We start from the raw sequence: 19,797 nt of genomic DNA, 5'->3' as shown, positions 1-19,797 counted from the left end.
AGGTGAGGACGAAAGCCATATCGAAAATCTTGCAGAATGGGGTGAAGAATTACCGCCCATTGTGGTACACGAGCCGTCGATGCGGGTCATCGATGGGGTTCATCGGTTGCGTGCCGCGGTACTTCGCGGCGATCGGCACATTCGGGCCAGATGCTACCAAGGGAGCGAAGAGGACGCCTTCGTGTTGTCGGTGTGGATGAACACCGCACACGGGCTTCCCCTCTCCCGGCAGGACCGCACCGAGGCCGCCATCCGGATTCTCAAGACACACGCGCACTGGTCCGATCGGCGCATCGCCGCCGCGGTGGGCCTGGCCGCGGGCACGATCCGCTCCCTCCGCCGGCGTTCAACTGATCAAAATGCGCAGTCGGACATCCGGATCGGCCGCGACGGGCGGAGACGTCCGCTGAACAGCGCCGCCGGTAGACGTCTGGCCAGCAAGCTGCTGATCGAGAACCCCACGGCGTCGTTGCGTGCGGTCGCGAGGCAAGCGGGGGTGTCCCCCGCGACCGTGCAGGATGTGCGGAAGCGGATGCGCGCCGGCGACGACCCAGTGCCCGAACCGCGTCGTGGCCACTCTCGCCGTGCCCGCGCCGCGGTTCCGCTGCGGCGAGACGACGGCTCCTCCGGAAGACGGTCGTGGCAGACCTTGGCACACGACCTCAAACACGCGCTCGACCAGATGAAGAAGGACCCCGCCCTGCGGTTCACCGAGACGGGGCGGAACTTGCTGCGGTGGCTCGACCGGCACGTGCTCGGGATGGCCGAATGGCCCCAACTCCTGGCCTCGGTGCCGAGTCACTGCACCGTGCTGGTGGCGAACTTCGCCCGTCTCTACGGAGCGGCATGGACCAGCCTCGCCACTTTGCTGGAGGAAGGCGAGATCACTCAGCACCCGAACCTCGAAATCGCGGGAAGCTGACCAGGGGATCGATCGGGGAGAGCACGGTATGAGACTGCTGCATCCTATTCCGTTGACCGGAGCGAGCGCCCGAGACCTGGAGGACCGCACCACCGATCTCGCTGAGAGGTTGAAAAACGAACCGGCCGGACTCACTGCGGTGGCCGCCTCGGTTCGACCGGACCCCACCCACCGGTATCGTCGCTGCGTTCTCGCCTACGACACCGACCACGCGCTGGCCACCGTACGCGATCGGGACACCCGCTGGATGCTGACCAGGTCGGTACCGGAAGGAGCCACCCCGGCGGCGCCGTCGGTGGCCTTCCTGTTCGCCGGGTTCGGCAAGCTGTCGGTGCTACGAGGCTCCGACCTCCACACCAAGCTCCCCAGGTTCCGGGCCACGGCCGACCGGCTCAGCGAGCTGCTGGTCGCCGAGTTCGACGTGGACCCCCGACCGGCCATGTTTGCCCCGACGGACGACGCGCGGTCGACGGAGTACGAGGAAATGCTTCGACGCAACACCGTCGGGCACCCGGCGCTGTTCGTGCTGGAGTACTCCCTGTTCGAGGTCTGGCGGGCGTGGGGAGTCACCCCGAACACGATGCTGTCGCACAGCCTCGGCGAATACGTCGCGGCGAGCGTCGCGGGCGTTCTCGCCCCCGAGGACGCCCTCCGTCTGATCATGCGACGTGCCCTCATGGTCGACGAGCTGCCGCAGGGCCGGATGCTCGCGGTGTCGCTACCGAGGGAGGAACTGGAGCCACGCCTGCGCGAGGGACTCTGGCTGGCCGCCACGAACGGCCCCGAGGTGAGCATCGCGGCGGGCGACACGGTCGCTGTCGAGCAGTTGCGGGAGCGGCTGCTCGCGGAAGGCATCCGGTGCGGACTGCTCGACACCACGCACGCCTTCCACACGCCGACGCTCGAACCGGTGCGTCCGCGCCTGGTCGAGCTGGCCACCGCCATGACGAGGAAACCTCCCCGGCTGCGCTACGTCTCCTGCTTGACCGGCACCCAGCTCACCCCCCGGCAGGCAACCGATCCCGAGCACTGGGGGCAACATATGTGCTCGCCCGTGCTGTTCAACGAGGGCCTGCGTACGTTGTGGCGTCGCCACCCCGGAGCCGTCTTGGAGATCGGGCCGGAACAGACCGCCCTGAACATGGCCAAGAAGTTCCTGGCGAAGGCCGGGGGCGAGCCCACCCCGATGGTGGCCTCGCTCGCCCCCTCCCCGTACTGGGAGTCCGACACGGACAGCCTGCTCGCCGCCGCCGCGCACCTGTGGCTGGCGGGCGTGCCGGTCGACTGGGAAACGGTATTCGCCGACCGGGCCTCGGCGACCGACTGAACACGAGAACGGACGGGAGACCACGACACATGGCCGACACGACACGCAACCCCTGGGTCCTCACACCCCAGCCCCGGCCGGACGCCTCGCTGCGGCTGATCTGCCTGCCCCACGCCGGCGGCGGTGCCACGGCCTACCGGGAGTGGCCGAGTTACTTCGACAGTGACGTCGAGGTCAAGCTCGTGCAGCTACCCGGCAGAGAGAACCGCATGTTCGAGCCACCCCACGAGCGCATGGACACGCTCGTGCCCGCGTTGGCCGACAACCTCGGCCCGCTCCTGGAGGGCCGCTACGCCTTGTTCGGGCACAGCATGGGCGCGTTGGTGGCGTTCGAACTCAGCCGCTATCTCGACGAAAGCCGTCGCCCGGACGTGCTCGTCGTGTCCGGGCACCACGCGCCGCACCTGGAGCGCCTCGGCCCGCATCGGCACGACCTGCCCGAAGCCGAGCTCGTGGAGGCGCTGCGTGACCTGGGTGGACTGTCGCCGGAGCTGTTGGAGAACCCCGAATACCTCAAGCTCGTGCTGCCCACCGTCCGCGCCGATCTGGCGGTGGTGGAGAAGTACGTGTGGCCGGGCGGGGACCCGGTGGCCCACGACCTCGTCGCGCTGGGCGGAGACTCGGACGACAACGTGCCACCGGAGGACCTGATCGCCTGGGAACGCCACACCACCGGACGATTCCGCCACCGAATCTTCCCCGGCGGGCACTTCTATCTGCAGGACTCATTGGTCGACGTGGTGGCGGAAGTGCGCAGGGCGTTGGTGGAGGCACGGAACAACGCCCTGCGTTGACGGATCAGTCGTCGCCCAACGAACGGGCCAGCTCTCCCGCCGTCTCCGCGAGCAGGAGGTCGGCCAACGCGACGGGCCGTCCGGTGGCCTTACGCAACGCCGCGGCGACCCGGTTCATCCTGAGGGAGTCGCCGCCCAACTCGAAGAAGTTGTCGTCCATGCCGACCTCCTCGACGCCCAGCACCTCGCACCAGATCTCGGCGACGAGCTTCTCGGCCGGGGTGCGGGGCGCCCGCTGTCCCCGTGACACGCCAGCCGAGTCGGGCGCCGGAAGCGCGGCGGTGTCGACCTTGCCGTTGGCCGTGAGCGGGAGTTCGGGCAACTGCAGGAAGGCCGAGGGCACGAGATAGGGCGGGACACGCTCGGCGAGCCACGAACGGACGCCGTCGAGGTCGAGGCCCGCCTCCGCGTTCTCCGCCACGAGATACGCCACGAGCCGGGTACCGCCGTCGCCGTCCGGTGCCCCGACCGCGGCGGCGGCCCGGATCTCGGGATGCTCGCCGAGGCGCGCTTCGAGTTCACCGGGCTCCACACGGAAACCGCGAATCTTCACCTGCCGATCGACGCGGCCGTGGAACTCCAGCACACCGTCCGGGCGCCGGCGGACCAGGTCTCCGGTGCGGTACATACGCGCCCCACCCGGCAAGGGCACGAACCGCTCGGCCGTAACGCCGGGACGGCCGTGATAGCCCCGAGCGAGGTTCGCCCCGCTGACGTAGAGCTGTCCGATCACCCCGTCCGGGACCGGGTCGAGTCGCTCGTCCAGCACGTGCGTCGCCACCCTCGGCAGCGGGCGACCGATCGGGACGGTGTGCTCGTCCTCGGTGACCAGCTCCTCCAGCCCGTGCTGGAGCGTGGTGAACGTGGTGCACTCCGTCGGTCCGTAACCGTTCACCAGACGCAGGCCGGGGGAGAGGGCGACGGCCCGCCGGACGACGTCGGCGCGGACGGTGTCCCCTCCGGCGAACAGCATCCGAAGCGAGGTCGGCAGTCGCTTCTCGACGGTCACCAGCTCGTGGAACAGCCCCGCGGTGAGCCACGCGACGGTGACCGACGCGCTCTCCATGAAGTCGAGCAGGTCACGGGTTCCGAGCGTCCCCGGCGGCGCCACGGCGACTGTGGCGCCGCGCGCGAGAGCACCCCAGAGTTCGAACACCGAGGCGTCGAAGGCCAGCGGGGCGTAGTGCAGCACCCGGTCGCCGGGTTCGATGCCGAGGTCGGGTGCGGTGACGAGGTTGGCGACGGAGTCGTGGGTGGCGACGACACCCTTGGGCACCCCGGTCGACCCGGAGGTGTAGACCAGGTAGGCGGCGTTGCCGGGCAGGGGAGGCTCCGGGAGCGTGTCGCGCTCCTCCACCACGGAGCGATCCGGAATCCCGGTGAGCACGAGCGAAGCCCCCGAGTCGGCAATCGCCCGCCGACGGTGGCTCTCCGGATGTTCCGGGTCCAGCGGCACGCAGTAACCCCCGCACTTGAGCACCGCGAGCATCAGCACCACGGCGTCGACCCCTCGGGGCACCACGATCCCGACCGGAGTCTCCCGGCGAACCCCGCGTGCCGCCAGGACGCGCGCCAGGTCGTCGGTGCGGTCACGCAGCCGCGCGTACGTGAGCCGGGTGCCGTCGGGGTGCCACAGCGCCACGGCGTCGGGTGTGATCTCGGCATGCCGGTCGACGAGTGTGGGCACGGTTATGGGGGTCAACGGGTCACCTCCGGATCGACGGCCGGGCGCAGGCGCTCGCCCACGAGCCGGCTGAGGAAACGCAGTTGGGTGTGGTTCGCCACGGCGCCGTAGACGGTGCCGAGGCGGCTGCTCACGCCGTCGGCTACGGCGGGAAGCGTTCGTGGCAGGTCGGCAAGTTCGACCTTGGTCACTCCGGGGAGCGCACGAACCTCCGCGACGCCGTGGACGTCGTGCACCGTCGTGGCCCCGTCGGGCGGGAGGACGAAGTACTGGAAGGACACGCGGTCCCACTCGGCCCGCCGCGGCGGCGTCACCGTCCCCAGCGCCGCGCGCAGCGCCAGCCGCACGAGGTCGGGTCCGCCCGCACGGCGGACCAGGTCGGCGACGTGTCCGCCGAGCCGCCCGTTGACCTCGATCAGACGGGGTCCCTCCGGCGTCAGCTTGATCTCGGTGTGCGTGAGTCCGGTCCGCAGGCCGAGCGCCCCCAGCGCGGCCACGGCGAGCCGCTCGATCTCGGCACTCAGCTCGGGGTCGAGCTCCGCGGGGACGAACATGCCGGTCTCTTTGAATCCCGTGGCCGACAGCGGCAGTTTTCCGGTGACGGCGATCGGGACGTGGCCGCCCTCCACCGTCAGACACTCCACCGACACGTAGTCACCCCAGCTCTCCTGCGGCGCGCCGACCAGATACTCCTCGAGGACCAACTGGTCCTCGACACCGTCGAGCAACCGGGCGGCCGTCCTCGCGCACTGGTCCGCCGTCGTGACGAGGAAGCAGTTGCGGCTGGACCCCCCGACGGCGGGCTTGAGCACGGCGGGAAGACCCACTGTGGACAGTGCCGTCGCCACGTCGGCGACCGTGTCGAGAACGGCCGTGCGAGTGGTGTCGACTCGCGCGGCGGCCAGCGCTTCCCGCTGTCGGGCCTTGTCGGTGAGCCTGCGCGCGGTGGCCGTGTCCTGGTAAGGCAGGGCGAGCAGATCGGCCAGCTCGGCCGTGCGCCGGATCTGGTACTCGGCGAAGGTGACAATGCCTGCGACGTCACGGCGACGCAGTTCCTCGGCGACGCGTTGAGTGGACCACCCGGTGACGTCGAGTGTGTCGTCGAGGCCGGCCAGCAGGTCGAGCACTCCTTCCGGGACCCCGGAGGCCCGGTCGTAGACGAAGAGCGGTATGCACAGTCCTCGCGCGGCCCGGAGGACGTCGGTGGGACCGGCCGAACCGAGGTCGTAGACGACCGCGACCACCGGTAACGCGGGCATGAGTCACCCCCGGACTCGAAAAAGCTGCTTTGGCTGGAATGCGAAAGCTGACTCTATCCACGGCCGCTGTCATTGGCCACGCAAGACAATCGTCACTGTCGGGCGGCAACGAGTGGAGTCGAACGCGATTGCCTAATCACCCCCAGCAGTGCCATTGTCGATTCCATGGCCGACGCGTTGATGCGAAGATTGGTTCCGGACGACCTCTGGAATCTCGTCGAACCTTTGTTGCCGAAAGCCTCGAAACGACCTCAGGGCGGTGGGCGCGCTCGCGCCGACGCGAGGTCGGTGTTCGCAGCCGTGACCTTGGTGCTGAGCAGCAACGGTTCGTGGCGCTCGGTGCCGTCGTCGTTCGGTGTCGCCGTACCGACCGCGCACCGGTGGTTCGCGCGATGGACGGTGGCCGGGGTGTGGGAGCAATTACGGCTCGCGGCGAGCCGTCAGAAGGACCCTGAGCTGGCGGAATGGGTGAACGCTTTGGTCGATGCGGCGATGACGCGGGCGCGGGCGACCAACCGCGGCAGCATGTCCGCGATGGCCGCGGGGGCGATGGCCGAGCTGCCGGCCCGCGTGGTGCCGAAGGTGCCGGGAGCGCCCCAAACGAGACGCCCCCTTCCCGCCTTGAGTGGCGCTTCGGCGTGAACCCGAGCTGGACGGACATGCGCGAATCGGTGATGGAAATGCTGTCTACGATCGTCGTTTTCCGCGAGTTCACGACAGCTCTTCCGTGCGGTAACCTGGGGGCATCCGGATATTGAGTCGCCCGTTCTTCGGCGGCTTCCTCTCGCGCCAGGTTTTGCCACGTGAATCAACTCGACGAATTGTCGAGCGGGACTCTCCCGATCATTTCGGTATTACTTACCCGGAGGTTGCTGTCGTGTGCGGCGGTCGAATGGAGCTCGCCGATCCGAATACGGGCGGCGACCCCGCCGCGTGCTTCGACATCGAACGCGCGCGGGCGGAGACCGCGGGCTGCGGCGGCGTGATCCATCTCAACAACGCGGGTTCGGCGTTGATGCCGCGGCCGGTGCTGAGCCGAGTGATGAGACATCTCGAACTCGAAGCCCACGTGGGTGGGTACGAGGCGGCCGAGCTAGCGGTCGCGGACGTGCGGCGAATCTACGAATCGGCGGCGACCCTCCTCGGCTGTCTGCCCTCGGAGATCGCTCTCACGGAGAACGCCTCGCGCGCCTGGCAATTGGCCGTCCAGTCGGTTCCGCTGTCACCCGGAGATCGCGTCGTGATCGGGGTGGCGGAGTACGTCAGCAACAAGCTGGTGCTCGACGCGGTCAGCACCACCACCGGAGCCGAGGTGGTCGTGGTGCCCGACGACGAGCACGGTCGCTTCGACGTCGAGTTCCTGCGCACCGTGCTGGACGAGCGGACGAAGTTGGTCGCGGTGACGCACGTCCCCGTGTACGGCGGACCCGTCAACCCGGTGCACGAAGTCGGCCGACTGCTGCGCGACGCCCCGGTGCTCTACCTGGTCGACGCCTGCCAGACGGTCGGGCAGTTGCGGGTCGACGTGTCCGACATCGGCTGTGACCTGCTGACGACCGCCGGGCGGAAGTACCTGCGGGGTCCGCGCGGCACCGGCCTGCTCTACGCGCGCTCGTCGAGCATGTCGGCGCTACGCAACGTGTGTCTGGACACGCGGGGGTTGCGCTGGTTCGGCAACGGCGAGGTCGGTGTCCGACGCGACGCGAAGTTGTTCGAGGCGTGGGAGGCCAGCTTCGCGACACGGCTGGGACTCGGCGCCGCCATCGACTACGCGTTGTCGTGGGGAATCGACGCGATCTGGCAACGCATCCGGTCGTTGTCGGCGAGGTTGACCGAGCGCCTCGGCTACGTGCCGGGCGTACTGCTGCCGGACTCGGGGGTCGAAGGCTGCGGGCTGGTCCGCTTCCGGCTCCCCGGAAACGATCCCCATCGGATTCGCCGCGAACTGCGGCGCGCGGGCATCAACGTGTCGGTGTCCGAACGCGAGTTGGCGCCACTCGCCCCCACCCAGCGCGAGGAGACAGCGCAGCTGCGCGCATCGGTGCACTACTACAACACCGAGGACGAGATCGATCGCTTCGGTGACGTGCTGGAACTGCTGCTCAAGAACAACGCCTGAGACAGGGGTGTACCTGTATGGAGCAAGCGACCGGGCTGGAGATCGCGGTGATCGGTCTCAGCGGCAGGTTTCCGCAGGCGCCGGACGTCACGCGGTTCTGGTCCCTGCTGTGCGCGGGCGAGGAGGGCATCCGGGAGCTCACTGCGGAGGAGCTACGCGCCTCGGGAGTGCCCGAGACCGAGTTCTCGGCACGGGACTACGTGCGCAGGGCGGCGGTGGTCGACGGTGAGGACCTCTTCGACGCGGACTACTTCGGGTACACACCGCGAGAGGCGGCGTTGCTCGACCCCCAGCAACGGCTGTTCCTCGAATGCGCCGTGGAGGCGTTACAGTCGGCCGGACACGACGCGGAGCGGGAGAAGGGCGCCATCGGCGTCTTCGCGTCGGTGAGTGTCAACGAGTACGGCCTGCGCAACGTGTACCCGCACCGCGGTCTGGACGACGTCGTCGGCTATCTGCAGAAGTTGCTCTCCAACGACAAGGACTTCATCGCCAGCCGCACCGCGTACAAGCTCGGTCTGCGCGGTCCGGCGGTGACCGTGCAGACCGCGTGTTCCAGCTCGCTCGTGGCGATCCACCTGGCATGCCAGTCGTTGCTGGCTGGCGAGAGCGACCTGGTGCTCGCCGGCGGCAGTACCATCCGCGTTCCCCAACGCATCGGCTACCGCGGCGGGGAGAACGGCATCGCCTCCCCCGACGGGCGCTGCCGCCCGTTCGACGCGCGCGCGGCGGGAACGATCCCCGGCAACGGCGCGGGGGTCGTCGTCCTGCGCCGGTTGCAGGACGCGCTCGACGACGGTGATCCGATTCGCGCCGTCATCCGCGGGTCGGCGATCAACAACGACGGCGCGGCGAAGATCGGCTACACCGCCCCCAGTGTCACGGGACAGTCCGAGGTGATCCGTGCCGCGCTGGCCGCCGCCGAGGTGCATCCCGACACCGTCGGCATGGTCGAGGCGCACGGGACGGCGACTCCGCTCGGCGACCCCATCGAGGTCGCCGCGTTGACCAAGGCCTATCGCGCGGCGGGTGCGACCGGCATCGGCTACTGCGCGTTGGGGTCGCTCAAGGGCAACGTCGGCCATCTCGACTCGGCGGCGGGTGTGGCGGGCGTCATCAAAGCGACGCTCGCGGTGGAGTCGAACCTCATCCCACCGAGCCCGCACTTCACCGAACCGAACCCGGAGATCGACTTCGCGAACAGCCCGTTCTACGTCAGCACCGAGCTCCACGCGTTCCCCGATCGGGGACCGCGCCGCGCGGGAGTCAGTTCCTTCGGCATCGGCGGTACTAACGCCCACTTGATCCTGGAGCAGCCGCCCGCCCCGGTCTCCCGTCCGAGGCGGCGTGAGGCCGAGACGATCGTGCTGTCGGCACGCTCGGCCTCGGCGTTGGCGCGGGCGAGCGAACGGCTCGCCGGCCACCTGGCCTCGCACGCCGAGCTGAACATCGCCGACGTCGCCCACACCCTCCAGGTCGGACGGCCGTCGCTGTCGCACCGACGGGCCTTCCAAGCGCGCGATCTGGACGAGGCGATCGCGCGCCTGCGTGACCCCGACGCCGGGACGACAGCGGAGTTCGAGTCCGGCGAGATGCCGGTGACGCTGTTGTTCCCCGGCCAGGCGAGCCAGTACCCCGGCATGGGGCGCGGTCTCTACGACGAGGAGCCGGCGTTTCGCGAGGCGATCCGGGAGTGCGAGGAGCTGCTACGGCTTCACCTCGACGTGCCTTTGCGGGAGCTGTTGTTCACGACCGGGGACGAGGCGGCGGCCCGCCTGGACCGAACCGAGTACACGCAGCCCGCGCTGTTCGCGATCCAGTACGCGCTGGCGCGGCTGTGGGAGGACCGCGGAGTGCGCCCCGTCGCGTTGCTCGGGCACAGCATCGGCGAGTTTGTCGCCGCCCACCTCGCCGGGGTGTTCAGCCTGGCCGACGCGCTCCGGCTGGTGGTCGTCCGGGGCAGGTTGGTGCAGAGTGCCCCCTCCGGGGCGATGCTCGCGACCCGATTGCCCGCGGAGGAACTGGCGCCACTGCTGCCCGAGAACGTGGCCTTGGCGGCGGACAACGGACCGGCCGCTTCAGTGGCGTCCGGCGACGCGGAAGCCATCGAAGCGCTGCGGAGTCGACTCGCCGAGGACGGCGTCCAAACCCGGCTGCTGCGCACGGCCCACGCCTTCCACTCACCGCTCGTGGAGCCGGTGCTCGACGAGTTCCGCGCCGCCGTCGAAAGCGTGACCCTGCACGCGCCGCGGACGCCCTACGTCACCAACGTGACCGGAACGTGGGTGGACGCCGCCCAGGCGACCGACCCCGAACACTGGTGCCGCCACCTGCGCGGCACTGTCCGCTTCGCCGAGGGCGTCCGCACGCTGCGCGACGACGTGGGAGGCCTGCTCCTGGAGACGGGACCCCGCCGCACGGTGAGCGGACTCGCCGCGGCCCAGGTCGGACCCGAGGCGGTGGTGGCCACGCTCCCCGATGCCGACCCCGAGCGGGAAGGCGCACAGCTGGCCGAGGCGACGGGGGCTCTCTGGGCACGAGGCGTCGCCGTGGACTGGTCGAGAATCCGGGGCGACGAACGGCGCGGACGCGTCGAGCTGCCCCCGTACCCGTTCGAACGCCGCCGATACTGGATCAGCGCGCCAGAACCGAGCGAGACGACCGAAGGACCACGGGCCCGGACCTGGGAGTCCACGCCCACGACGGCGAGCGAACCCGCTCCCTACCTGCTGGTCGCCGAGAAGGACGACCCGCTGCGGGAGCTCTTCGGCACCGCCACCGCGACATGCGCGCCCGAGGACGTCGACGCCGTCGCGCGCGAGCATGGGCCGCTCCGCCTGGTGGCGTCGTCCAATCCGGACACTCCGCCGGCGCCCTGGCGATACGCGCACCTGCTCGCCGACGGGCTGATCACCGGCATCACTGTGGTGACGCGCGCGGGACTGGCGGTTGAGAGTGCCGACCGCCCCGATCTCACCGCCGTGGCGCTGGCCGCCTTCGCCGACGGTGGCGGATGCCGGGTGGTCGACGTCGGTGACGTGCCCGCCTCCGGGCGCCGCCGGGACGCGGTGCTGCGCGCCCTGGCCGCGGAGGTCTCGGCGCCCGAGGGACCGGCGGTCGTGGCGTTCCGGGGCACCCGGCGCTGGGTGGCGAGCACCCGGAGCCCGGAGACCGCGGACCCGATCCGCCTGCGCGCGGGAGACACCTATGCCTTCGTCGGCGACCGCGGCGCGCTCGCCGACACGCTCACCGGCTGCGTCGTGCGCGCCGCCGACGAGCTGGATCGGGCCGACGGCGTGCTCGTCGAACCGGCACCGTGTGACGGTTCCGCGGCCTCGGACTGGACGGAGGTCGCGAGGAGATTGACGGAGGCGGAGCAGCGCGGCCGTGCCATCGCCGCGACCGCCGACCGGCTGGGTGCCGACCACGTGGTGCTGGTGTTGCCCGTCGGGACCGAGCTGGACCGCATGGTCGCCCGGTGTCTCGCGCTCGGGGTCGTCTCTGCCGATCTCGACTGCGTCACCCTGGAATGGGAAGGGCAGCGACGCCCCGAGGACTGGGCCGGCCTGTTGGCCACTACGCGGAGCACGGCCCTGACGGTGCCTGCGACCACCGCGACCTGGGTGGACACCGGGGACGGCGACGAGGCTCCGGTCGAGCCGACGCCGGAACGAACGGAGACCGAGGCACGGGTCGCCGCGGTGATGGGCAATCTCCTCGGCATCGCGGACGTGGGGCTGCGCAAGGACTTCTTCGCCCTGGGTGGGCACTCGCTGCTCGCCACGCAGCTGGCCGCGCAACTCAGCGATCACTTCGGGGTCACGCTCAGCGTGCGGGAGCTGCTCGGCGACCCGACCGTGGCGGGCATCGCCGCGGTCATCGACGAGGTCCGCGCGAGCCGCGAGGAGCGGGCGCTTCCCGTGCTGCGGTCGCACGACTGGGCCGACGAACTCGCCCCGGCGTCGTCGATGCAGGAGAACCTGTGGTTCCTCCAGGAACTCGACCCGGCGAGCCCGTTCTACGTCATGGCCAACGACGTGTGGCTCACGGGGGAGCTCGACGTCACGGCGTTGCGGGCGGCGCTCGACGAGCTGGTCCGGCGACACGAGACCCTCCGCACGGCCATGCCCCTGGTCGACGGTCGGCCGGTACAGCGGGTGGAACCGCCTCGGGAACAGCCCCTGCCGATACGGGACCTGACGTCCTTGCCCGAGCGGGACGCGATCGCGGAAGTTGAGCGGATCGCCGCCGAATTCTGTCGCGAGCCGTTCGACCTGCGAGTCGGACATCTGCTGCGCACTCGGCTGATCCGGTTGGCCCCGCGACGGCACGTACTGTTGGTGTCGACCCATCACATCGTGTCCGACTACTGGTCGAGCGGGCTGCTGTTCCACGAGATCTTCCGGTTGTACGAGGCGTTCGCGGCGGGCCGGACGCCCGATCTGCCGGAACTCACCGTGCAGTACCGGGACTACGCGCGCTGGCAGGCCGCCCTGCACGACGGCCACTACCTCGACGACCAGGTCGAGTACTGGAAGAAGCGGTTGGCGGGCGCGCCACCGTTGCTGCAACTACCCACCGACCGGCCGCGCCCGGCGGTGCAGAGCAGGCGCGGCGGGTGGCAGGAGTTCGACCTGTCGGCGGAGACCTCGGCTCGGCTGACCGCGCTCGCGCAGGAAGCCGAGGCCGCCCCGTTCATGGTGCTGCTCGCCGCGCTCAAGGCCCTGCTCCACCGCTACACCGGCGAGGAGGACCTGCTCGTCGGGACGTTCAACGCCAACCGCACGCGCACGGAACTGGAACGCGTCATCGGGTTGTTCGCCAACACCCTCGTGCTGCGCACCGAGGTCCGGGGCGACTTGACCTTCCGCGAGCTGCTCGACCGGGTCCGCGAGACCTGCCTGGGCGCCTACCAGCACCAGGACATGCCGTTCGAACGGCTCGTGGACGAGATCGCCCCCGGACGTGACCTGAGCAGCAACCCGTTGTTCCAGGTGATGTTGGTGCTCGAATCCGCGCCGGTCGGGGAGATCGGGGCCACCGGGCTGGACGTCGACGTGCGCGCGCTCGACAACGGCACCGCGAAGTTCGACCTGCTCTTCATCGTCTTCCCCGGCGATGCCGAGCACGGCGCGTTCCACGGCCTGATCGAGTACAACGCGGATCTGTTCGACCGCGAGACCGTCGAGCGGATGGCCGGTCACTTCACCTCGCTGCTGACGGCGGCGGTCACCGAGCCGAACACCACGGTCGGCGCCCTGCCGCTGCTGGACGACGCCGAGCGGGCCCTGCTCACCGCGTGGTCGGGCGAGCCCGACCCGGAACCGGCCGCCGAAACGCTGATCGACCTCGTCGAGCGCCGAGCCGCCGAGCACCCGGAGCGAACCGCGGTGCGCACGGCGTCGGGCTCGCTGTCCTACCGGGAACTCGACGAGGACGCGAACCGCCTCGCGTGGCGGCTGCGGGACCTCGGCGCGGGCCCCGACGCTCCCGTCGCGGTGTGTCTACCCAGGAACGAACGCCTGATCGTCACCCTGCTCGCGGCGATGAAGGCGGGCGCGGCCTATCTGCCCCTCGATCCCGCTTATCCGGCGGAGCGCCTCACCTTCATGCTGAGCGACTCGGGTGCTTCGGTGGTGGTGACCACGGAGGCGACCGCTCCCGCGCTGAGCGGCACCGACGCCACCGTGCTGCGAATCGACGCACCCGAGACCACGGAACTCCTCACCCGGCGGGAACCGACCGCCCCGCCCCGGAAACTGACCGCGCGTTCGGCGGCCTACCTGCTCTACACCTCCGGCTCCACCGGGCGTCCCAAGGGAGCCACCACCGAGCACGGTGGACTGCGAGTGCTGCTGGACTGGGGTCGCCGGTTGTTCGACGACGACCAGTTGGCGGGCATGCTGGCGTCGTCGTCGGTCTGCTTCGACTCCTCGGTCTGGGAGATCTTCCTGCCCCTGTGCTACGGCGGCTGTGTCGTCCTGGTCGAGAACGTCCTGCAACTGCCGCACCTGCCCAAGTCGGTGGCCGACACGGTGCGCATCGTCAACACGGTGCCCTCGGCCGCGGCGGAGCTGGCCCGGACGGGCGGCATCCCGGCGGGGGCGCAGGTCGTGAGCATGGCCGGGGAGGCACTGCCCAACGCCGTGGTCACCGACCTGCACCAGCTTCCCGGTGTCCGGCGAGTGCTGAACCTCTACGGACTTACGGAGGCCAGCGTCTACTCCACGTTCGCCGACCTTCCGGGAGGGCCGGTCGACGGCACCGCCACCATCGGAGGCCCCGTTCCCGGAGTCCGTGTCTCGATCCGAGACGAGCGGCTCCAGCTCGTACCGGTGGGCGTCCCCGGCGAGTTGTGCGTGGCCGGACCGGGACTGGCGCGCGGATACCACGACCGTCCCGCCCTGACCGCGGAACGATTCGTGCCGGACCCCGACGGTGCCCCCGGAACCCGGCTGTTCCGCACCCGCGACCTCGCCCGCTGGCGCCCCGACGGCACACTGGAATTTCTCGGCCGCGCCGACCACCAGGTGAAGGTGCGGGGCTTCCGCATCGAGCTGGGCGAGGTGGAGTCCGCGATGCGGAGCCATCCCGGTGTGCTCGAAGCGGCGGTCACCACCACGCGGGAACGAGGTGACCTCCAGCTCGCCGGCTTCTACGTGCCGTCGGGCGAGGACCCCGGAGCCGAGGCGATCCGCGCGGCCATGCGCGCGATCCTGCCGGAGTACATGGTGCCCGCGTATCTCCGCTGCCTGCCCGCGCTGCCCCGGACGCCGAACGGCAAGTTCGACCGCAAGGCACTGCCCTCGGTGTCGGAGACCCCGCGCACCGGAGGCCGGGCGGCCCGAACTCCGGCCGAGGAGATCGTGAGCGGGATCTGGGCGAAGGTTCTCGGAACCGGTGAGGTCGACCCCGACGACAACTTCTTCGCTCTCGGCGGGGACTCGTTGCGCAGCCTGCGGGTGCTCGGCCTGCTGCGGGAGAAGGGCTTCTCCCTCGAACTGCAGGATCTCTTCCGGTGCCAGACGGTCGCGGAGTTGGCGGCGGCGCTCGAACGGGGCGGTCGGCCCCCGGAGGAACCCACCGCACCTTTCTCGTTGGTGTCCACCGAGGACAGGAAGCTGCTGCCCGAGGGACTGGTGGACGCGTATCCGATGGCCGCGGCGCAGGCCGGAACGCTCTACCACAGCACGGTCGACCCGAACACGCCCGTCTACCACGATCTGATCGGCTACCACGTGCGCGCGCCCTACGACGAGGACGCCTTGCGCACCGCGCTGGCCGCCGTGGTACGGCGCCATCCGGCGCTGCGCACCTCGTTCGATCTCGCGACCTACAGCGAGCCGATGCAACTGGTGTGGGCCGAGGCCGAGCTGCCCCTCGACTTCCGTGACCTGCGTGAGCTTCCCGACGCGGAGCAGCAGGAGCGGATCGACGCGTGGCTGGAGGAGGAGAAGACCCGAGGCTTCGACTGGACCCGCGCGCCACTGGCCCGCATCCAGGTCTTCCGGCGTGCCGAGGACCGGTTCCACCTCGTCGTGAGCTTCCACCACTCGATCCTCGACGGCTGGAGCATCTCCACGCTGTTCGGACACTGGCTCACCGACTACCGGCGGCTCACCCGTGGCGAGCCCTCGCTGCTCGGTGAGGAGGACAGCGGCACCTACCGTGAGTTCGTCGCCCTGGAACGCAAGGCGATCAAGGACCCAGAACAGCGCGACTTCTGGCATCGCCGCACGAGCGCGCTCCCGTCGCTACGGTTGCCCGACAAGGCGGGTACCGTGCGGGGTCCGCGCGGCCAGGCGCGCCAGTACGTGTTGGACGGCGCGGTGGCCGAGCGCTTGCGGGAGGCCATGCGGGCCGAGGGGCTCACCGTCAAGTACGCCTGCCTCGCCGTGCACCTCTACGTCCTGGGGCAACTGACGGGACACTGCGACGTCTATACCGCCCTTGCGGGCAACGGACGACCACCTCAGCCGGGCGTGGCCGAGGAGTGTGGTCTGTTTGTCAACGGAGTCCTGCTGCGAACCCCTCTCACGGACGGCAGCTGGACCGAGCTGGCGCGCGCGGTGTTCGACGCGGAGTGCGAGCTGATGCCCTACCGGCACTTCCCCTACGCCGAGGTGCATCGCCTCGCCGGGGCCGGACTGACGGTCGAGACCGGGGTGAACTACGTCCGCTACCTGGCCTACGAGTCGTTGGCCGACAACGAGGACGTGCACGTGCTCGACTCGACGTTGTTCGAGGAGACCGAGTTTCCCTTCGCCGTCTACTTCGTGGCGGACCCGCAGAGCCCGGAACTGCTCATCCGCGTGCAGTACGACGGGCACCGCTTCGGAAGTGACTGGATCGACGACGTCGCCGCGCGGTACCTCACCGCGCTGGAGCGCTTCGCCGCCGACCCGCACGCCCCGTACGGCAAGCCCACCGGCCTCACCGACCACATCGCGGAGCGGTTCGGTCTGCCGCCGGGTGGGGTGGAGCGGGTCAGCGCGATGACCCCCGTGCAGCGCGACCTCTACCTGGAACACGCCGCCCGGCCCGACGTCGGGGCGTTCCTCCCGGCATTCTCGCTCGACCTCGGCCCCGACGGTGACGCGGAGCGCTGGCGCTCGGTCGTGCGGTCGATCACCGAGCAAGAGGAGTTGCTGCGCAGCGCGCCGGTACTCCTCGACGGTGAACCGCACCTGGCCGTGCTCGCCTCGGCGGACGTCGACTGCCCGCTGATCGATGTGCGGGAGCAGGAGAACCAGCCGTTCGGGCTGCTCAACGCGATTCCGCAGTTCGCGCAGCGACCGTACGCGCCGGAAGGGGAACCTCTCGTCCGGCACCTGCTCGTCCGCGACGAACACGGGCATCTCCAGGCGGTCGTCGGCGCCCATCACGCCGTGATCGACGGCGCGTCCGTGCCCGAGTTGTTCCGCCGCATGGTGGAGGCCTACCGCTCCGGGGGCGAATGCGCCGCACCGACCGACACGGTGTCCTTCGTGGACCGTGTCCCGGAGATCGCCGCGCGTTTCGATCGGGAGGAGACCCTCGACTACTGGCGGAAGGTGGCGGCCGAGTCCGCCGCGCTGCCGCTGCCTCCCGTCCCCGAAGGCGACGGCCGGGCGGTACTGCGGTCGGTGGCGGCGCTCGACGGCGCCGAGCTCGCAGAGGTGCGCGCGTGGTGCGAGGAACACGGCCTGCGGCTGCCGGGCCTTCTGCTCACGCTGTTCTCCGCCTTCGTCGGGCGACACGCCGACGGCGAGGAGGACTACCTCGTCTACACCCTGGCCGGGGGACGTCCGGAGAGGCAGAGCGAGTCGCTCGGCTGCTACCTGCACGTCGTCCCGGTCCACGTGCCCCGGCCGAGGCCGGAGGAGTCCGCGGCCGACTACGCCGCCCGCTTCCGTGAGCGGCGCCGGCGGGCGCGGGGTCACGAAGCCGTGTCCGTGTTCCAGCAGCGGCGGATCCTGCCTTCGGACAACCTCCGGTTCGTCTTCAACTTCCTGCCCACCGAATGGATCGAGAAGGTCGCCGAGACCGGCTACGCCACCTACGAGGACGTGCCGTTCGACGAGGCGCACCTGACCCTGCGCGAACACCCGGACCGCGTGGAGCTGCTCTTCCAGTGCGCGCCCGTTCTGGAGTGGGGCGAGTACTTCGCGGAGGGCTTCGCCCGCTTCGTCGTGGCCGCCGTTCGCGGCGGCCCACTGGCCGCGGTGCCGTCGGTGCACGGCAAGGCCGCGGAATGGTTGCGGCGGGTGGGCACCGGCGAGGCGAGCGACCCCGGCCGGGAGACGGTGCTGGAGTGGGTCGAGCGCGCCGTGGCCGATCGTCCCGACGCCGTGGCGCTCTCCGAAGGCGACCGCTCGCTGCGATACCGGGAACTCGCCGGCAAGGCCAACCGCGTGGCGCGGAAGCTGGTCGAACTCGGCGCCGGCCCCGAGGACGTCGTGGCCGTCGCGATACCCCGGTCGTTCGAACTCGTGATCGCCCTGCTGGGCGTGCTCAAGTCCGGCGCGGCCTTCCTGCCCGTGGATCCGGAACTTCCCACCGACCGAATCGCCGGGATGATCGCCGACGCGGACGCCCGCCTGGGCCTCACCGTCACCGGGACCCGCACGGTGCTCCCCGAGCTGTCCTGGATCGTGCTCGACGACCCGGCCACGACGGCCGAGCTCGACGCGCTGCCGGACGACGACCTGGCGGAACACGAACGCCGTGCTCCGGTGTCGGGCTCGACGCCGATGTACGTGTTGTTCACCTCGGGTTCGACCGGCAGGCCGAAGGGCGTGGTCGTCGAACACCGGGGGGTGGTGAACCGCCTCCGCTGGATGCAGGACGCGTTCGCGTTGTCCGAGGACGATGTGGTGGCCCAGAAGACCCCCGCCGGGTTCGACGTGTCCATGTGGGAGTTCTTCTGGCCGCTGGTCACCGGAGCCCGGTTGGAGGTGCTGCCACCCGGCGCCCATCGCGACCCCGGACAGGTAGCGAAGATCATCCGCGCGGCGGGGGTGAGCGTGCTGCACTTCGTGCCCTCGATGCTCAGCGTGTTCGTCGACCACCCGGATGCCGCCGCCTGCACCGGGGTACGCGACGTCGTCTGCAGCGGGGAAGTGCTGCCCGCCGCGTTGCGGGACCGGTTTTCGACGGTGCTGCCCGGAGCGCGGCTGCACAACCTCTACGGGCCCACCGAGGCCACCATCGACGTGACGTGGTGGGCCTGCGCGGAGGACTCGGGATCGTCCGTGCCCATCGGCCGCCCCGTGCCCAATACCACGCTGCACGTGGTGGACGCGGCGGGCCGGTTGGTGCCGCCGGGGGTCGCCGGTGAGTTGTGCATCGGCGGTGTGCAGGTGGCCCGCGGCTACATGGGACGGCCCGAACTGACCGCCGAACAATTCGTGCCCGATCCCTACGGCGCGACGCCGGGCGCCCGGATGTACCGCACCGGGGACCTCTGCCGCTGGCGCGCCGACGGGGCGCTCGACTACCTGGGGCGCGACGATGGGCAGCTCAAGATCCGGGGCCAACGAGCGGAACTGGGCGAGATCCAAGCCGTGCTGAACGAGCACCCTGCGGTGCGCGCCGCGGTCGTGCGAGCCCGCGACGGCGGCCGGGGTGACGGTGACGTGATGCTCGACGCCTACCTCGTGCCCGCCCCGGAGGCCGAGACCCTCTCCGTGGACGACGTGCGGGCACACGCGCGGATGCGGCTCCCCGGCTACATGATTCCGTCGACCTGGACGGTGTTGCGGGAGCTGCCGGTGACGGCGAACGGCAAACTCGACGTGGCCGCACTGCCCGCCCCGGAGGCGCCGACCTCCCGGAACTCCACCGGCAGGGTGGCTCCCGCCACCGAACTGGAGGCAACCATCGCCGGGGTGTGGGCGGACGTGCTCGGAGTGGAGACCCCCGGAGTCACCGACAACTTCTTCGACCTCGGCGGTCACTCGCTCCTTCTGCTGCGCGTCCACGCCAAGCTGCAGCGCGAACTGAATCGTCCACTGAGGATCGTCGATTTGTTCGGTCATCCGACGGTGCGCGCGCTGGCTTCCCTGTTGAGCGGCGAGACCGACACCGGCCCGAGGACCCGGACCGGGAGGAACCGGCGTCGTACCGCCGCGGAACTGAAGCAGAAACGCCTCGAGGCAAGGGCCGCCGGCGTTCCGAAGGGGGAGCGGTCGCGGTGACCGAGTCGGAAAAC

8 protein-coding genes are annotated in these 19,797 nt (G+C 70.3%); 6 read left to right on the top strand and 2 right to left on the bottom strand.

Features of this window, described 5'->3' with window-relative positions; all coding sequences use genetic code 11:
- Window positions 1–181 precede the first annotated feature (181 nt).
- From SACGLDRAFT_RS10835 to SACGLDRAFT_RS10825, 3 genes are read left to right on the top strand one after another with little or no spacing between them, the layout of a single operon-like run.
- Window positions 182–922 carry a hypothetical protein gene (locus SACGLDRAFT_RS10835; RefSeq protein ID WP_232283946.1) on the top strand — a complete coding sequence of 247 codons (741 nt, stop codon included), beginning with the start codon at window positions 182–184 and terminating at the stop codon, window positions 920–922.
- A 28-nt stretch (window positions 923–950) separates the two neighbouring features.
- The gene (locus SACGLDRAFT_RS10830; RefSeq protein ID WP_040918925.1) at window positions 951–2,249 is read left to right on the top strand and encodes an acyltransferase domain-containing protein; all 1,299 of its coding nucleotides are present in this window, start codon (window positions 951–953) and stop codon (window positions 2,247–2,249) included.
- Window positions 2,250–2,278: 29 nt separating this feature from the next.
- Window positions 2,279–3,043: a thioesterase II family protein gene (locus SACGLDRAFT_RS10825; RefSeq protein WP_005464530.1), complete on the top strand. Its 765-nt coding sequence runs from the start codon at window positions 2,279–2,281 to the stop codon at window positions 3,041–3,043.
- A gap of 4 nt (window positions 3,044–3,047) precedes the next feature.
- On the opposite strand, the gene SACGLDRAFT_RS10820 is transcribed toward SACGLDRAFT_RS10825, so the two are convergent.
- Both SACGLDRAFT_RS10820 and SACGLDRAFT_RS10815 read right to left on the bottom strand, forming a co-directional pair.
- Window positions 3,048–4,745, bottom strand: coding sequence for a non-ribosomal peptide synthetase (locus SACGLDRAFT_RS10820; protein WP_005464528.1), 1,698 nt, complete (start codon window positions 4,743–4,745; stop codon window positions 3,048–3,050).
- Window positions 4,742–5,986 carry an ATP-grasp domain-containing protein gene (locus tag SACGLDRAFT_RS10815; protein WP_005464526.1) on the bottom strand — a complete coding sequence of 415 codons (1,245 nt, stop codon included), beginning with the start codon at window positions 5,984–5,986 and terminating at the stop codon, window positions 4,742–4,744. The genes SACGLDRAFT_RS10820 and SACGLDRAFT_RS10815 overlap by 4 nt, the downstream gene beginning before the upstream one ends.
- A gap of 165 nt (window positions 5,987–6,151) precedes the next feature.
- Here SACGLDRAFT_RS10815 and SACGLDRAFT_RS23080 point away from each other — a divergent pair, with 165 nt between their 5' ends.
- From SACGLDRAFT_RS23080 to SACGLDRAFT_RS10800, 3 genes are all read left to right on the top strand, one after another.
- Window positions 6,152–6,628 (top strand): transposase, encoded by a 477-nt coding sequence (locus SACGLDRAFT_RS23080; RefSeq protein WP_005464524.1) that lies wholly within the window; start codon window positions 6,152–6,154, stop codon window positions 6,626–6,628.
- A 235-nt stretch (window positions 6,629–6,863) separates the two neighbouring features.
- Window positions 6,864–8,105, top strand: a complete 1,242-nt coding sequence (locus tag SACGLDRAFT_RS10805; protein ID WP_005464522.1) for an aminotransferase class V-fold PLP-dependent enzyme — start codon at window positions 6,864–6,866, stop codon at window positions 8,103–8,105.
- Between the two features lie 17 nt (window positions 8,106–8,122).
- Window positions 8,123–19,783 carry a hybrid non-ribosomal peptide synthetase/type I polyketide synthase gene (locus tag SACGLDRAFT_RS10800; RefSeq protein ID WP_005464520.1) on the top strand — a complete coding sequence of 3,887 codons (11,661 nt, stop codon included), beginning with the start codon at window positions 8,123–8,125 and terminating at the stop codon, window positions 19,781–19,783.
- Window positions 19,784–19,797 lie beyond the last annotated feature (14 nt).

The sequence above is a fragment of the Saccharomonospora glauca K62 genome, assembly GCF_000243395.2.
Classification (GTDB): Bacteria; Actinomycetota; Actinomycetes; order Mycobacteriales; family Pseudonocardiaceae; genus Saccharomonospora; species Saccharomonospora glauca.
Note: the sequence above shows the minus strand (reverse complement) of the source record. Positions and strands in the feature narration are given on the sequence as shown.

Bases quoted from the DNA above. Each gene is read 5' to 3' on its own strand.
- SACGLDRAFT_RS10800 (WP_005464520.1), top strand. From the start codon at position 8,123: ATGGAGCAAGCGACCGGGCTGGAGATCGCGGTGATCGGTCTCAGCGGC.
- SACGLDRAFT_RS10830 (WP_040918925.1), top strand. From the start codon at position 951: ATGAGACTGCTGCATCCTATTCCGTTGACCGGAGCGAGCGCCCGAGAC.
- SACGLDRAFT_RS23080 (WP_005464524.1), top strand. From the start codon at position 6,152: ATGGCCGACGCGTTGATGCGAAGATTGGTTCCGGACGACCTCTGGAAT.
- SACGLDRAFT_RS10815 (WP_005464526.1), bottom strand. From the start codon at position 5,986: ATGCCCGCGTTACCGGTGGTCGCGGTCGTCTACGACCTCGGTTCGGCC.
- SACGLDRAFT_RS10825 (WP_005464530.1), top strand. From the start codon at position 2,279: ATGGCCGACACGACACGCAACCCCTGGGTCCTCACACCCCAGCCCCGG.